At 72.4% G+C, this 14,412-nt stretch carries 14 protein-coding genes and 1 riboswitch; of the genes, 5 read left to right on the forward strand and 9 right to left on the reverse strand.

What is annotated here, in order from left to right; translation table 11 throughout:
* The first annotated feature begins 45 nt into the window (after positions 1-45).
* The 5 genes from ABZ862_RS16890 (at position 46) to ABZ862_RS16910 (ending at position 4,820) form a co-directional block, all read left to right on the forward strand.
* Positions 46-789, forward strand: coding sequence for an ATP-binding cassette domain-containing protein (locus ABZ862_RS16890; protein WP_360958403.1), 744 nt, complete (start codon positions 46-48; stop codon positions 787-789).
* Complete coding sequence (locus ABZ862_RS16895; RefSeq protein ID WP_360958406.1) at positions 771-2,207, forward strand: hypothetical protein; 1,437 nt, start codon at positions 771-773, stop codon at positions 2,205-2,207. The genes ABZ862_RS16890 and ABZ862_RS16895 overlap by 19 nt, the downstream gene beginning before the upstream one ends.
* Before the next feature lie 123 nt (positions 2,208-2,330).
* Positions 2,331-2,738 (forward strand): VOC family protein, encoded by a 408-nt coding sequence (locus tag ABZ862_RS16900; protein ID WP_360958409.1) that lies wholly within the window; start codon positions 2,331-2,333, stop codon positions 2,736-2,738.
* Positions 2,739-2,778: 40 nt separating this feature from the next.
* On the forward strand, positions 2,779-3,909 hold the full coding sequence (locus ABZ862_RS16905) for an LOG family protein (RefSeq protein ID WP_360958412.1): 1,131 nt from the start codon (positions 2,779-2,781) through the stop codon (positions 3,907-3,909).
* A gap of 176 nt (positions 3,910-4,085) precedes the next feature.
* Positions 4,086-4,820, forward strand: a complete 735-nt coding sequence (locus ABZ862_RS16910) for an LAETG motif-containing sortase-dependent surface protein (protein ID WP_360958415.1) — start codon at positions 4,086-4,088, stop codon at positions 4,818-4,820.
* A 78-nt stretch (positions 4,821-4,898) separates the two neighbouring features.
* Here the strand turns inward: ABZ862_RS16910 and ABZ862_RS16915 are convergent, their stop codons facing one another.
* The 9 genes from ABZ862_RS16915 to tsf all read right to left on the reverse strand — a co-directional run bounded on the left by ABZ862_RS16915 (position 4,899) and on the right by tsf (position 14,404).
* Positions 4,899-5,921 carry an ABC transporter ATP-binding protein gene (locus tag ABZ862_RS16915; RefSeq protein WP_360958418.1) on the reverse strand — a complete coding sequence of 341 codons (1,023 nt, stop codon included), beginning with the start codon at positions 5,919-5,921 and terminating at the stop codon, positions 4,899-4,901.
* Positions 5,921-7,522: an iron ABC transporter permease gene (locus ABZ862_RS16920; protein ID WP_360958421.1), complete on the reverse strand. Its 1,602-nt coding sequence runs from the start codon at positions 7,520-7,522 to the stop codon at positions 5,921-5,923. The genes ABZ862_RS16915 and ABZ862_RS16920 overlap by 1 nt, the downstream gene beginning before the upstream one ends.
* A gap of 71 nt (positions 7,523-7,593) precedes the next feature.
* Complete coding sequence (locus ABZ862_RS16925; protein WP_360958424.1) at positions 7,594-8,682, reverse strand: thiamine ABC transporter substrate-binding protein; 1,089 nt, start codon at positions 8,680-8,682, stop codon at positions 7,594-7,596.
* A gap of 90 nt (positions 8,683-8,772) precedes the next feature.
* Positions 8,773-8,880, reverse strand: a riboswitch (TPP riboswitch).
* A gap of 45 nt (positions 8,881-8,925) precedes the next feature.
* Entirely contained in the window at positions 8,926-10,029 is a 1,104-nt protein-coding gene (rlmN, locus tag ABZ862_RS16930) for a 23S rRNA (adenine(2503)-C(2))-methyltransferase RlmN (protein ID WP_360958427.1), read from the reverse strand.
* Between the two features lie 204 nt (positions 10,030-10,233).
* Positions 10,234-10,683 (reverse strand): SRPBCC family protein, encoded by a 450-nt coding sequence (locus ABZ862_RS16935; RefSeq protein ID WP_360958430.1) that lies wholly within the window; start codon positions 10,681-10,683, stop codon positions 10,234-10,236.
* A 113-nt stretch (positions 10,684-10,796) separates the two neighbouring features.
* Positions 10,797-11,921 carry a phosphatidate cytidylyltransferase gene (locus ABZ862_RS16940; protein ID WP_360958434.1) on the reverse strand — a complete coding sequence of 375 codons (1,125 nt, stop codon included), beginning with the start codon at positions 11,919-11,921 and terminating at the stop codon, positions 10,797-10,799.
* Positions 11,921-12,478 (reverse strand): ribosome recycling factor, encoded by a 558-nt coding sequence (frr, locus tag ABZ862_RS16945; protein ID WP_360958437.1) that lies wholly within the window; start codon positions 12,476-12,478, stop codon positions 11,921-11,923. Before frr ends, ABZ862_RS16940 begins: the two co-directional genes overlap by 1 nt.
* A gap of 142 nt (positions 12,479-12,620) precedes the next feature.
* A complete protein-coding gene (gene pyrH / locus ABZ862_RS16950; RefSeq protein WP_360958440.1) occupies positions 12,621-13,382 on the reverse strand; it encodes a UMP kinase in 762 nt (253 codons plus the stop codon).
* A gap of 185 nt (positions 13,383-13,567) precedes the next feature.
* Positions 13,568-14,404, reverse strand: a complete 837-nt coding sequence (gene tsf, locus ABZ862_RS16955) for a translation elongation factor Ts (protein ID WP_360958443.1) — start codon at positions 14,402-14,404, stop codon at positions 13,568-13,570.
* Positions 14,405-14,412: the final 8 nt, after the last annotated feature.

Raw genomic sequence — 14,412 nt, forward strand, 5'->3', positions numbered from 1 at the left:
CGCATTCCGCGCACGGCATTCCTGATCTGAACCGAGGTGTACGCCATGGTGGCCCCGCCGGACAACGACGTGCTCTGGGCACGGTCCCTGCACTTCACCCATCCCGACGGCTCGCCCGCGCTCAGCGGGGTCTCGCTGAGCGTCCGCGAGGGCGAGATCCTCGCCGTGGGCGGCCCGCGCGGCAGCGGCAAGACCACGCTGCTGCGCTGTCTGTCGGGGCTCGCGCGGGCCCAGCAGGGCGAGGTCTGGTTCAACAGCAGCCCGATCCACACCCTGGGCCCGTTCGCCCGCGAACGGCTGCGCCGCGACCGCTTCGGCTGGATCGACCCCGTGCCGGTGCTGGTGCCCGAGCTGACCGTCTGGGAGAACACCGCGCTGCCGCTCATGCTGCGCGGCACCGGGCGACGCCGTGCCAGGGCGGCCGCGCAGGAGTGGCTGGACCGCCTCGACGTCGGTGCCACCGCCCGCAGGCACCCCGGCGAGCTGCGGCAGGCCGAGCGCCAGCGCATCGCCATCGCCCGCGCCCTCGCCCCCTCCCCCACGGTGCTGTTCGCCGACGAGCCGACGGCACCGCTGCACCGCGCGGACCGCGGGCACGTGCTGCGCACGCTCACCACGGCGGCCCGCTCGCACGGCATCACCGTCGTCCTCGCCACCCACGACGCGGAGACCGCGGCGCTCGCCGACCGTACGGTGCCGCTGCTGGACGGGCGGCGCGTGACGACCGTGCATCTGCCGCCGGTCGCCGAGCCGGAGGAGGGCCGGGCCGCGTGCTCGCTCTCCGTCTGAGCCGCTGCGCGCGGCCCGCCGTACAGCTGCGCCGGCTGCTGGTGACGGCGGCGTCGGCGGGCACCGCCTTCCTGCTGCTGTGCGTGCTCGGCGACGCGCTGGGCCATCCGCAGGCGACCGCCGCGTCCGCGCTGCGGCTCGCCTGGTGCGGGGTGCCGCTGGCCGCCACGGTGTACCTCGCGGTCGCGGTGGCCCGCACCGACCCCGGCACCCGGCCACGCCCCGGGCTGTCCGCGATCGGCCTGGGTCCCGGGCGGCTGATGGCGGTCTCGGCGACCACGACCGCCCTCTCGGGCGCCCTGGGCTCGGCTGCCGCCCTGCTCTGCTTCCTGCAACTGCGCGGTGATCTCACCGGGCGGCCCTTCACCGGCGCGGCGACGGCCGGCTTCCTCGCGACGGGCCTGGCGCTGCCGGTGCCGGGCGCGGTGACCCTCCTCGCGCTGCCACCGGTGACGGCGTCGCTGGCGGTGGCGCTGGTCCTGCGGCCCCGCGAACGGCGCCGGGGCGCACCGGTGGACGGTACGCCGGGCCGCGGTGCCGCGGGCGACCGGGGTACGGCCCGGGGCGCGGCCGACGGCGGCACCCCGACCGGGGCCCCGCCTCTGCCACCGGCCGCGACCGGCTCCCTGACGGACACACCCGGTACCACAGACACGGCGGGCACCGCAGGCACGGCGGACCCGGCGAACGGGCACCCGAGGCGCGGCGGCACCGCCCTCCGCACGCCCCCGGCCGCGTCCTTCCCCGCCCCCCTCGCCTGGACCGGTGTCCTGCCCGCCCCGCCCGCACCCGCGCACCCCTACGAGGTGCCCCGTGAGCTGCCCTGGGGCATCGCCGTCACCGCGGCCGGTCTGGCCGTGGAGGCTTACGCGGGCCGGGCCGCCGCGCAGTCCGGCCAGGGCGGCGTGAGCATGCCCGGCGGACTCGCGGGCGGACCGGTCACGGTGCTCGTCGGCTGGGTGCTGACCGTGCTCGGCCTGGCCCTCGCCGGTCCCGGCCTGACCTATCTGTCCGGCCGGCTGCTCCAGGTCCTGCGCCCCGGCGCCCTGCGGCTGCTCGGCGGACGCGTGCTGATGGCGGAGGCGCACCGCATCGGCCGTCCGCTGGGCGTGGTGTGCGCGGTGGCCGCGGGCGGGTACGCGATGAGCGTCCTGTCCGGCACGGGCGGCTCCTCCTTCGGACCGCTGACCCTGCTGGGTGCGCTGGTCGTCAGCGGCTGCGCGGTCGCGACGCTGCTCACCGCCGCGGTGGAGGCCAGGCTGGCCCGCGCGGACAGCATGGCGGCCCTGCTGCGCCTGGGAGCCCCGGTGACCCTGCTGCGCGGCGCGGCGGCCCTGCGCGCGGGTGCGCTGCTCGCCCTGTTCGGTCCGCTCACCGCGCTCGTGGCGGCGCTCGCGGCGCTCCCGCTGACGCGGTGACGGCGGCCGCCGGGGAAAAGGTCCCGGACCGCCGATGAGTTCCGCGGCGGTCCGGGGTCCACCCATCGAACGACGCCGGACGCCGGCACGGCGGAACCGCACACCCCCGGACGGGAGAGCCCCATGTACCAGCAGATGATCTTCGTGAACCTGGCCGTCGACGACGTCGACGCCTCGAAGAAGTTCTTCACCGAGCTCGGCTACACGATCAACCCGCAGTTCACCACCGACGACTGCGCCTGTGTCGTGATCAGCGACACCATCATCGCGATGCTGCTGGGCAAGCGGCGCTACGCCGACTTCACGCGGAAGGAGATCGCCGACCCCACCCGGACCAGCGAGGTGCTGCTCTGCCTCAGCGCGGAGAGCCGGGAGAAGGTCGACGAGCTGGTCGGCAAGGCGATCGCGGCGGGCGGCAGGGCCACGGGCGAGCCGACGGACGAGGGCTTCATGTACGGCCGTTCCTTCGACGACCTCGACGGCCACACCTGGGAGATCGTGTGGATGGACCCGGCGGCGGTGCAGGGCTGAACTCCCCTTCCCCGCCCGCCGGGACACCTAGAGTGGGCGGGTGCCTCCGATACCCGCCCGGCCCCGCCGCCGCGCCCACGACCGCGAGATAGAGTCCCTCGACGAGTTCGACGAGGTCGTCGCCGCCCGGGGCACCCTCTCCCGGTACCGCGTCCAGGCCGTCGATCTCACCGGCCGCACGAACGCGTTGCTCTCCCTCGACACCGAGGGCGCCGTCTTCCTCGGCTGCCCCATGGACCCCGGTGCGGCCGCCCGTGTGCGGGCCGCCGGGGCCCTGGTGTTCCCGCCGGTGCCCGGACTGCCCTTCGACCCCTACCGCGGGTTCGTCTACACCCCGGAGGAGCTGTTCGACGCGCTGCGCAAGGGGGGTTACGACGCGACGCCGGACGCCCGCGCGTACGCCTGGTTCCAGCGGACGAAGGCCGACGGCGACGTCTTCGCGTCGATGCTGCGCGCCGTCCATGACGACGCCGTCTCCGACGCGCTCGACGAACTCCTCACCGGCGCACGGGTGGTGGGCGTGATGGGCGGCCACGCGATGGCGCGCGGGACGGACGAGTACGCCGGTGCCGCCCGCCTCGGGCGTGAACTGGCCCGCGCCGGGCTCACGGTGGCCACCGGCGGCGGCCCCGGCGCCATGGAGGCGGCCAACCTCGGTGCCTATCTGGCCCCGTTCGACGACGACGCGCTCGACAAGGCCCTCCCGCTGCTGGCCGCCGCGCCCGGGTTCACCCCGTCGGTGAGCGACTGGGCGGGCGCCGCGTTCGAGGTGCGCGAGCGGTGGCCGGACGGCGGCCCCTCCGTCGGCATCCCGACCTGGTTCTACGGCCACGAGCCGCCGAACGCGTTCGCCGCGCACATCGCCAAGTACTTCGCCAACGCCACCCGCGAGGACGGCCTGCTGGCCCGCTCCGACGCCGGAGTGGTGTTCCTGCCGGGCGCCGCCGGAACCGTCCAGGAGATCTTCGACAACGCGACGCCGAACTACTACGGGTCACGCGGCGAGCCCACCCCGATGGTGCTCGTGGACCGCGCGCACTGGACCGAACGGCTGCCCGCCTGGCCGTTGTTGCAGGCCCTGGCCCGCGGGCGGGGCATGGAGTCCAGGATCGCCCTGGTCGACCGGATCGAGGACGCGGCGGAGGCGTTGAAACGTCTCGGCGGGCAATGAGAAGGTAAATCCAACGCCCGTTGTGAGCTTACGCATTGACAGTTCTTACGGCGCGCTTATAGACCTGTGAGTCACCTGGGGGTGGTGGAACCTCAGTGCCGTCCGGTACCGAACGGATCCCGGACGTAGAGGTGTCGATGCCGCCGCCCCCTCAACCCCCCGCAATTGCGCATCCCGTGAAGGGCACAGTGGCCATCTTCCCCATATCCCGCCGCACCGCACGCTCCGTGCGCGTCCTCGGTGTCGCCGCCGGTTCGGCCGCGCTCGCGCTCAGCGCCGCCGGAAGCGCGCTCGCCTGCGACATCAGCGAGTTCTCCGCCGAAGCCACCTGCAACGGCTCCCAGGGTGTCATCACCGTCACCGACAAGGACGGCTCCGGCACCCCCGCCGTCGTCACCGTGTTCCTGGAGAACAACGGCGCCGACGCCCGGCAGGTCGGCAAGCCCACGGAGGTCAAGGGCACCCGTGAGGGTGTCACCGTCACCTTCGAGGAGGACTGGCAGCCCAACGCCGTCTACCGCGTCCACGTCAAGGCCGGCAGCATCGTCGACAAGGACATCTCGCCGAACCTGACCACCCCGTCCAAGGCCTGCGCGGCCGAGGACACCCCGACCCCGACCCCGGCTCCGTCGGACGACTCCCCGTCGCCGTCGGACTCCGCCTCGGCCCCGGCCGCCTCCGGCACCCCGGCGCCGTCCGCCTCCGGCAGCTCGAGCACCGCGCCCGCGGGCACCGTGGACAACGCGCCCTCCCCGGCGGTCGGCGACTCCAACCTCGCCGAGACCGGTGCGAACTCCAACACCGGTCTGATCGCCGGCATCGCGGCCGCCCTGGTCGTCGTCGGCGGCGGCGCCGTGTTCCTCGGCCTGCGCCGTCGCGGCACCGGCGGCTCCGCGGACAGCGGCAGCTGATCCGCCGCGGTACGCGTCGTGTGCGGCCCGTCCCCGGTGGGGGCGGGCCGCACGCGCGTCGGGGCCGGCGTGACGGGGTCAGCCGAGCACGGCTACCTCGGCCGCGTCGAACTCCACACCCACCGCGGCGCCGGGCTCCGGTGCCTCCCGCAGCGCGCAGGCCGCCTCCAGCGGCGGGCCGCCGTCCCCGGGACGCAGCCGGACCGCGACATGGGTGCCCTTGAAGGTGCGGGCGGTCACCGTGCAGCGCAGGCCCTCGCCGGCCGGCAGCAGCCGTACCCCCGCGGGCCGCACCAGCAGGGTGCGGGTGCCCTGTAGAGCGTCCTCGGGCACCGGGACCTTCCCCCACGGCGTGAGGGCGATCGTACCGGCGACGGTCGCCGTCACCACGTTGTCGAAGCCCAGGAAGCGGGCCACGAACTCGTCCGCCGGGTGCTGCCACACCTCCAGGGGCGTACCGGACTGGGCGATCCGTCCGTCCCGCATCACCACGACCCGGTCGGCGAGCGCGAACGCCTCACCCTGATCGTGCGTCACCGCCAGCACGGTGGTGCCCAACCGGCCGAACAGTTCCCGCAGTTCCACGACCAGCCGGTCCCTGAGCGAGCGGTCGAGCTGGCCCAGCGGCTCGTCCAGCATCAGCAGCCGGGGCCGGGGCGCGAGGGCGCGGGCCAGCGCGACCCGCTGCTGCTCACCGCCGGACAGCGCGGCCACGGCCCGCCGGGCGGCGCCGGGCAACCCCACCATGTCCAGCAACTCCGCGACCCGCTCGCGCTGTTCGCCGCGCGCGGCGCGGTGCATCCGCAGCCCGAACGCCACGTTGCCGCCCACGTCGCGCTGCGGGAACAGCTGGTGGTCCTGGAACATCAGCCCGACCCCGCGCCGGTGCGCGGGCACACCCGACTGGTCGCGTCCGTCGAGCAGCACCCGCCCGGCATCCAGCGGCTGAAGCCCGGCCACCGCCCGCAGCAGCGTGGACTTGCCGCTGCCGCTGGGCCCGAGCACGCACACCACCTGGTGCTCGGCGACCGACAGGTCCACGGCGTCCAGCACCGGCCGCCCGCCGAACCGTACGGTCGCACCTTCCAGACCCAGCAGCATCAGAACTCCCCCGTCCGGTCCGTCCGCAGCCGCTCCAGCACCAGCAGCGCCACCGCGCACACCACCATCAGAATCGTCGAGAGGGCCATGGCCTGGCCGTAGTTGAGATCACCGGGCCGTCCGATCAGCCGGGCCACGGCCACCGGGAGAGTCGGCCGGTCGGGCCGCGCGATGAACACCGTCGCGCCGAACTCGCCCAGCGACACGGCGAACGCGAAGCCGGCCGCGACCAGCAGCGCCCGCCGCACCAGCGGCAGATCGACCTCCCGCCACACCCGCCACGGCGACGCGCCGAGCACCGCCGCCGCCTCCCGCAGCCGGGTGTCCACCGCGCGCAGCACCGGCAGCATGGTCCGCACCACGAACGGCACCCCCACCAGCGCCTGCGCGAGCGGCACCAGGATCCACGAGGAACGCAGATCCAGCGGCGGCTCGTCGAGCGCGATGAGGAAACCGAAACCGACGGTGACCGCGGAGACGCCGAGGGGCAGCATCAGCAGCGCGTCGAACCCGCGCACCAGCCGTCCGGCGTCGCGCCGGGCGAGGGCCGCCGCGGCCAGGCCGCCGACCAGTACGGCGATGCCGGTGGCGGCGAGGGCGTACTGCAACGACGTGCCGATCGCCGTGATCGGCGCGACCAGGAAGGTCCCGCCGTCGTCACGGGTGAGCGCCCGGTAGTAGCCCAGGCCCGGTGCGCCCAGGGACCGCTGCACCAGCACGGCGAGCGGCAGCACCAGCAGGACGGCGACGGTGACGAGGACCCCGCCGAGCAGCGCCCGCTGCCCGGCGCCGCGCGGCCTGCGCGCGGTGACCGACGCGTCCACCAGCCTGAGCGCGCTCTCCCGCCGCCGCACCGTCCACGCGTGCACGGCGAGGATCGCGCCGACCGCCGCGAACTGGACGAGGGTGAGGACGGCGGCCGTGGACAGGTCGAAGATCTCGGAGGTCTGCCGGTAGATCTCGACCTCCAGGGTCGAGAACGTGGGCCCGCCGAGGATCTGGACGACGCCGAAGGAGGTGAAGGTGAACAGGAAGACGATCAGCGCGGCGGCGGCCACCGCCGGGGCGAGCGCGGGCAGCGTGACCCTGCGCCACGCGGTGAACGGTGAGGCGCCGAGCATCCGCGCCGCCTCCTCCTGCCGAGGGTCGAGCTGCGCCCAGAGTCCGCCCACGGTGCGCACGATCACGGCGTAGTTGAAGAAGACGTGGGCGAGCAGGATCGCCCACACGGTGGTGTCCAGGCGTACGCCCCACAGCTGGTCGAGCGGTCCGCCGCGGCCGACGAGCGCGAGGAACGCCGTACCGACGACGACCGTCGGCAGCACGAACGGCACGGTGACCACGGCCCGCAGCACCTGCTTGCCCGGGAAGTCCAGACGGGCGAAGACGTACGCGGCGGGCAGCGCGACCAGCAGCGTGAGCGCGGTGGACGCGAGGGCCTGCCAGAGCGTGAACCACAGGACGTGCCGGATCCCGGGGTCGGCGACGACGTCCGGGATCCGGCCGAGCCGCCAGACCCCGTCGACGCGCAGGCCGCGGGCGACGATCGCGGCGACGGGGTAGGCGAAGAACACGCCGAAGAACGCGACGGGCAGGGCCATCAGCCCCAGCCGCGTCGCGCCCGCCGCCCATGGCCGCCGCGTCCGCCGGTCCGCGCGGCCGGCCCGGGGGGCTACTTCAGGACGAGGGACGTCCACTGCTTGACCCACTCATCGCGGTTGGCGGCGATCGTGCCGGGTGCCATGGTCTCGGGGGCCTTGGCGGCCGGACCGTACTTCGTGAACTCGGCGGGCACCGAGGCACCCCGGACGACCGGGTACACGAACATGTTGAGCGGCATGTCCTGCTGGAACTCCCTGGAGAGCAGGAAGTCGATGAACGCCTTGCCGCCCCGGGTGTTCTTCGCGTTGCTCAGCAGCCCGGCGAACTCGATCTGCCGGAAACAGGTGCCGTACGACACCCCGGTCGGCGCGGTCGTGGGCCGCGGGTCGGCGAAGACGACCTCGGCGGGCGGCGACGAGGCGTACGACACGACGAGCGGCCGGTCCGCCTCGGCCTTCCTGCCGCCCGCCGAGCCGGAGAACTCCTCGTTGTAGGCCTGGTCCCAGCCGTCGACCACCTTCACGCCGTTGGCCTTGAGCTTCTTCCAGTAGCCGCTCCAGTTCCCGTCGCCGTACCGGGCGGCGGTGGCGAGCAGGAAGCCGAGGCCGGGCGAGGAGGTGGCGGCGTTCTCGGTGACCAGGAGGTTCTTGTACTGCGGCTTGACGAGGTCGTCGAAGGACTGCGGCGGGGTCAGCCCGTGCTTGCTGAAGTACGCCTTGTCGTAGTTGACGCAGATGTCGCCGTAGTCGACGGGTGTGACGCGGTGCCTGCCCCCATCGAGCTGGTAGGCGGCGCCCACCGAGGCGAGGCCCTTGGCCCGGTAGGGCTGGAAGAGGCCGTTGCCGAGGGCGCGGGAGAGCAGGGTGTTGTCGACACCGAAGAGGACGTCGCCCTGCGGGTTGTCCTTGGTCAGGATCGCCTTGTTGACGGCCTGCCCGGCGTCGCCGCTCTCCAGGACCCTGACCGTGTATCCGGACTGCTTCTCGAAGTCCTTGAGGACGCTCTTGGAGACGGCCCACGAGTCGTGGCTGACGAGGGTCACGGTCTTGGACCCGGAGCCGGAGGAGCTCTTGGTGTCGGACGACGCGCACGCGGACAGCGTGGCCAGTGCCACGAGGCCGAACCCGGTCGCGGCGGCGACGAACGTCTTGTACTGCACTGGATTCCTCCTGGGGGTGACCAGGAAGAGACGCGGCCCTGCCCGGGCACCCGCGGAGGGTTCCGCCGGTGCCCGGGCAGGGCGCAACAGCTCGAGTGATGACCGAACTTCCTACCCAGAATGACCTGGGCGAGGTTCAGAGGGTCTGCGGACCGGTTGCCGCACTCTCAGCGCTGTGGCGCTCCCCTGTCGGAATATGAAGATGTGATCCTGCCGGCACGGGCTTGTGCCGACGGCCCAAGGTTACCGCTCGGTGGCCGCGAGCTGACCGCAGGCCCCGTCGATCTCCTGGCCGCGGGTGTCCCGGACGGTGACCGGCACCCCGTGCGCCGCGATCGCCGCCACGAACGCCTTCTCGTCCTCGGGCCGCGACGCGGTCCACTTCGAGCCGGGCGTCGGGTTGAGCGGGATCAGGTTGACGTGCACCGGCTTGCCCTTGAGGAGACGGCCGAGCCGGTCACCACGCCATGCCTGGTCGTTGATGTCCCGGATCAGGGCGTACTCGATGGACAGCCGGCGGCCGGACTTCTCGACGTACTCCCACCCGGCGTCGAGCACCTCACGCACCGAGTAGTGCGTGTTCAGCGGGACGAGCGTGTTGCGCAGCTCGTCGTCGGGGGCGTGCAGGGAGATCGCGAGGCGGCACTTGAAGCCCTCGCCGGCGAACCGGCGGATCGCGGGCACCAGCCCGACGGTCGAGACGGTGATGCCGCGCTGCGAGAGGCCGAGACCGTCCGGGGCGGGGTCGGTGAGCGCGCGGATGGCCCGCACCACCCGGTTGTAGTTGACCAGCGGCTCGCCCATGCCCATGAAGACGATGTTGCTCAGCCGCGCCGGGCCTCCGGGCACCTCGCCGTCGCGCAGGGCGCGCATGCCGTCGACGATCTGGTGCACGATCTCGGCGGCGGACAGGTTGCGGTCGAGGCCCGCCTGCCCGGTCGCGCAGAACGGGCAGTTCATCCCGCAGCCGGCCTGCGAGCTGATGCACATGGTCACCCGGTCCGGGTAGCGCATCAGCACCGACTCCACGAGGGTGCCGTCGAACAGCCGCCACAGCGTCTTGCGGGTGGTGCCCTGGTCGGTGGACACATGCCGCACGACCGTCATCAGGTCCGGGAACAGCGCCTCGCGCAGCTTGTCACGGCTCGCGGCGGGGATGTCGGTCCACTCCGCCGGGTCGTGCGCGTAGCGGGCGAAGTAGTGCTGCGCGAGCTGCTTGGCGCGGAACGGCTTCTCGCCGGCCTGGGCGACCGCGTCCTTGCGTTCGGCGGGCGTGAGGTCGGCGAGATGCCGCGGCGGGCGCGCGCCACGGGGGACGATGAGGGTGACTTCTCCGGGCTTGGGCATGGTGCTACCAGTGTCGCAGATCGATTCCGGTGCCCCTTCCCGCACCCGGACAGCCCCGCGCCACCCCGTTCCCGCCCCCACAACCCGCCCGCCGACACGTCCGACACCGGGTCCCGGACCGGGGCCGGCTGGGGGCCCGGCGGCGGGTCCCGGTCCCCGGCCGGGGCAGGGTCCGGGGGTCCACGTGCCGGACAGCGCCGGCGGCTATGCCGTGGTGTGTTCCAGGTGGTCCCTGAGGAGTTGTTCGTTGCGGGGCATCTCCCGGCGGACCTGGGAGCGGACCAGCAGCGGGACGAGGACCCTGCCGATGCCGTGGGCCTCGAAGTCGAGGTCCATCGTCATGTGCGTACGGCGGCCGTCGTCGAGCGGTGCGACCTCGCCGTGGAACACGCCCCGGACCGGGCCGTCGACACCGCGCATCGTCCAGGCGTGGCCCGGCTCGTACTCGATGCACTCCATGGTCATCGGGATCTCGCGGCGGCCCACGTACCGGACGACCCGGACCCTGGAGCCCACGCCGAAGGGTCGGTCGTCGAGCTTCTTCGCCGAGACGGCGCTGGCCTGCCACTCCGGCAGCCGGCCGGGGTCGATGACGTAGGACCAGACGTCCTCGGGACGGCGGTCCAGGTCGAGCTCGTCGTGGAAGGCGGACATGACGCCCTCCTCTCGGAATGCTCCCTTTTGAGGGCTTACTCCCGCATCGTCCCACTCGCCCGCCCCTCGGGCCATCCCCCGGGGCGGGCAAGCGCGTGACGGCGGCGGGAACCTCAGGAGGAACCGACGAAGGCCACCAGCAGCAGCCACACCACCGGCGCGGTCGGCAGCAGCGAGTCCAGCCGGTCCATGATGCCGCCGTGGCCCGGCAGCAGGGTGCCCATGTCCTTGATGCCCAGGTCCCGCTTGATCATCGACTCGCCGAGGTCACCCAGCGTGGCGCTGACCGCGACCGCGAGCCCCAGCAGCAGTCCCTGCCACCAGGCGCCGTCGTCGATGAGGAACTGCATGCACAGCGCGCCCACCGCCATCGAGAACGCCACGGCGCCGAACAGGCCCTCACGGGTCTTGCCGGGACTGATCCGCGGGGCGAGCTTGTGCGTGCCGAAGCGCCAGCCGACGGCGTACGCACCGGTGTCGCTGACCACGGTCAGCAGCAGGAAAACCAGCACCCGCCACGCGCCGTCGTCCGCCTTGAGCATCATCGCGACGAACGTGGCCAGGAAGGGGACGTAGAACGCCGCGAAGACGCCCGCCGTCACATCCTTGAGATAGCCCTCCGGCGGCTGCGCCATCCGCCAGACCAGGACCGCGAGCGCGGTGAACGCCATCGCCACCCAGGCGCCCTGCGCCCCGCGCACATAGCCGGCGACGACCATCGCGGCGCCGCCCGCCGCGAGGGGTATCAGGGGCGCCCTGATCTCCTTGCGCTCCCGCAGCCGGCTGGTCAGCTCCCACAGGCCCACCACGACGGCGACGGCGACCACGCCGACGAAGACGGCCTTCACCACGAACAGGGACGCCACGATCACGACACCGAGGCCGACACCGACGCCTATGGCCGCGCCGAGGTTGCGGCCCGCGCTCTTCTTCTGCGGTGCGGGCGCCGGCTGCGGGGCGTCGTGCATGGGCTCCGGATTCTGCTCGGCTCGGAACGGGCGGCCGCTCGGCCGAGCGGCCGCCCGTCCGTCGTCCTGGCCCCCGCCGAACGCGGGTACGCCGGACACGCTGGGTACGACGGGCATGGGGCGGGTCTGCTGCGCCTCAGGCGCATCGTACGCGGGAGCCGCCGGGACGGCCCCCGGGACCGGCCCGTGCGCGGTGCCCGGGACCGGTCCTTGCGCGGACGGCCCCCAGTATCCGGCCTGTGGCGCCGCCCGCCAGGAAGAGTCGCTCATCAGACTTCGAGGAGTTCCGATTCCTTGTGCTTGAGGAGCTCGTCCACCTGGGCGACGTACTTCGCCGTGAGGTCGTCGAGCTCCTTCTCCGCGCGGCGGCCCTCGTCCTCGCCGACCTCGCCGTCCTTGATCAGCTTGTCGATCGCGTCCTTGGCCTTGCGGCGCACCGAGCGGATGGAGACGCGGGCGTCCTCCGCCTTGTGCTTGGCGACCTTGATGTAGTCGCGGCGGCGCTCCTCGGTGAGCTCGGGGAACACCACCCGGATGATATTGCCGTCGTTGCTCGGGTTGACGCCCAGGTCGGAGTCGCGGATCGCCTGTTCGATGTTGCGCAGCGCGGTCTTGTCGAACGGGGTCACCACGGCCATGCGCGGCTCGGGCACGGAGAACGAGGCCAGCTGGTTGATCGGGGTCGGCGCGCCGTAGTAGTCGGCCACGATCTTGTTGAACATCGCCGGGTGCGCACGGCCGGTGCGGATCGCGGCGAAGTCCTCCTTGGCGACCACGACGGCCTTCTCCATCTTCTCCTCGGCCTCGAGGAGGGTCTCTTCGATCACCACTTGCTCCTGCGTGTCTTGAGTGAGGCCCGGCTGCGTTCCCCGGTGGGGGCGGCGGCCGGCTGCGTCGCGTCTGCTTCCTGCACGGTTCCCGACCGCCAGGACATTGTCCATCCCACGGCCACGGTCCGTGGCCGACCGGTCAGTCCCGGCTGCCCTGGTCACCCACGAGCGTGCCGATCTTCTCACCCTTGACGGCCCGTGCGATATTCCCGGCCGTCAGCATCTCGAACACGACGATCGGCAGCCTGTTGTCGCGGCACAGCGTGATGGCCGTGGCGTCGGCGACCTTGAGGTCGCGCGTGATGACCTCGCCATAGCCGAGGGCGTCGAACTTGACGGCGTCCGGGTTGGTCTTGGGGTCGGAGTCGTAGACCCCGTCCACGCCGTTCTTGCCCATCAGCAGCGCCTCGGCGTCGATCTCCAGGGCACGCTGGGCGGCCGTGGTGTCGGTGGAGAAGTACGGCATGCCCATACCGGCGCCGAAGATCACCACACGGCCCTTCTCCATGTGACGCACGGCACGCAGCGGGATGTACGGCTCGGCCACCTGGCCCATGGTGATGGCGGTCTGCACCCGGGACTGGATGCCCTCCTTCTCCAGGAAGTCCTGGAGGGCGAGGCAGTTCATGACCGTGCCGAGCATGCCCATGTAGTCCGAACGGGCCCGGTCCATGCCGCGCTGCTGGAGCTCGGCACCGCGGAAGAAGTTGCCGCCGCCGATGACGACCGAGATCTGCGCGCCGTCACGGACGACCGCCGCGATCTCGCGGGCGATGGCGTGCACCACGTCGGGATCGACACCCAGACCCCCGCCGCCGGAGAAGGCCTCGCCGGACAGCTTCAGCAGAAACCGGCCGCGTACTTTGCCGTCGTCACTCTTCTGGGCCTTGGTGGTGGTCATCGGGATCCCGCCTCTGCTACGTCGTGCACATACAAAGAAGGCCATTGCCGGTGGGTCGCTTCTCGCTGCCCGTGCTCGGCAATGGCCTCCTCGTCAGATCTGCTGTCGTCCGTCACGCATGTGACGGCGTACCCGGACGGCTGCTTCCGACCCTATCGGGACGGCGCGCCGCTCGCGGTACGGACTCAGATGCCGACCTTGATGCGCGAGAAGCGCTTCAGGGTGACACCGGCCTCGTCCAGGACCTTCTGGACGGACTTCTTGTTGTCGAGCGCGTACGGCTGACCGAGCAGCGTCGCGTCCTTGAAGAACCCGTTGAGACGGCCTTCGACGATCTTGGGGAGCGCGGCCTCGGGCTTGCCCTCGGCGCGGGTGGTCTCCTCGGCGATACGGCGCTCGGACTCGACGACGTCGGCCGGCACGTCCTCCTTGGAGAGGTACTTCGGCGCGAAGGCGGCGATGTGCTGGGCGATGCCCTTGGCGACGTCGGCGTTCGGCTTGTCGAGCTCCACGAGGACACCGATCTGCGGGGGCAGGTCGGGCATCGTGCGGTGCATGTACGCGGTCACGAAACCGTCGGCGAAGGCCGCGAAGCGGTCCAGGACGATCTTCTCGCCGAGGTTGGCGTTGGCCTCGTCGACGTACGCCTGCACGGTCTTGCCGGACTCGATCTCGGAGGCGAGCAGCGCCTCGATGTCGGCCGGGGCGGTCTTGGCGACGTGCTCGGCGATGGCGCGGGCCACGGCCTGGAACTTGTCGCCCTTGGCGACGAAGTCCGTCTCGCACTTCAGCTCGACCAGGACACCGGAGGAGTTGTCGTCGGCGATGATGGAGACCACGGCGCCGTTCTCGGCGGAGCGGCCCTCACGCTTGGCGACGCCCTTCTGGCCCTTGATGCGCAGCGCCTCTACGGCCTTCTCGACGTTGCCCTCGGCCTCGTCGAGCGCCTTCTTGCAGTCCATCATGCCGGCGCCGGTGAGCTCGCGGAGCTTCTTGACGTCGGCGGCGGTGTAGTTCGCCATGAGTCTTG

The organism is Streptomyces sp. NPDC047000 (genome assembly GCF_040644295.1).
GTDB lineage: Bacteria > Actinomycetota > Actinomycetes > Streptomycetales > Streptomycetaceae > Streptomyces.

Coding starts and splice junctions, on each gene's coding strand:
- ABZ862_RS16935 (WP_360958430.1), bottom strand. CDS start 10,683: ATGTCCGCCTTCCACGACGAGCTCGACCTGGACCGCCGTCCCGAGGAC.
- ABZ862_RS16915 (WP_360958418.1), bottom strand. CDS start 5,921: ATGCTGCTGGGTCTGGAAGGTGCGACCGTACGGTTCGGCGGGCGGCCG.
- rlmN (WP_360958427.1), bottom strand. CDS start 10,029: ATGCCCAAGCCCGGAGAAGTCACCCTCATCGTCCCCCGTGGCGCGCGC.
- pyrH (WP_360958440.1), bottom strand. CDS start 13,382: ATGACCACCACCAAGGCCCAGAAGAGTGACGACGGCAAAGTACGCGGC.
- ABZ862_RS16940 (WP_360958434.1), bottom strand. CDS start 11,921: ATGAGCGACTCTTCCTGGCGGGCGGCGCCACAGGCCGGATACTGGGGG.
- ABZ862_RS16900 (WP_360958409.1), top strand. CDS start 2,331: ATGTACCAGCAGATGATCTTCGTGAACCTGGCCGTCGACGACGTCGAC.
- ABZ862_RS16890 (WP_360958403.1), top strand. CDS start 46: ATGGTGGCCCCGCCGGACAACGACGTGCTCTGGGCACGGTCCCTGCAC.
- tsf (WP_360958443.1), bottom strand. CDS start 14,404: ATGGCGAACTACACCGCCGCCGACGTCAAGAAGCTCCGCGAGCTCACC.
- ABZ862_RS16920 (WP_360958421.1), bottom strand. CDS start 7,522: ATGGCCCTGCCCGTCGCGTTCTTCGGCGTGTTCTTCGCCTACCCCGTC.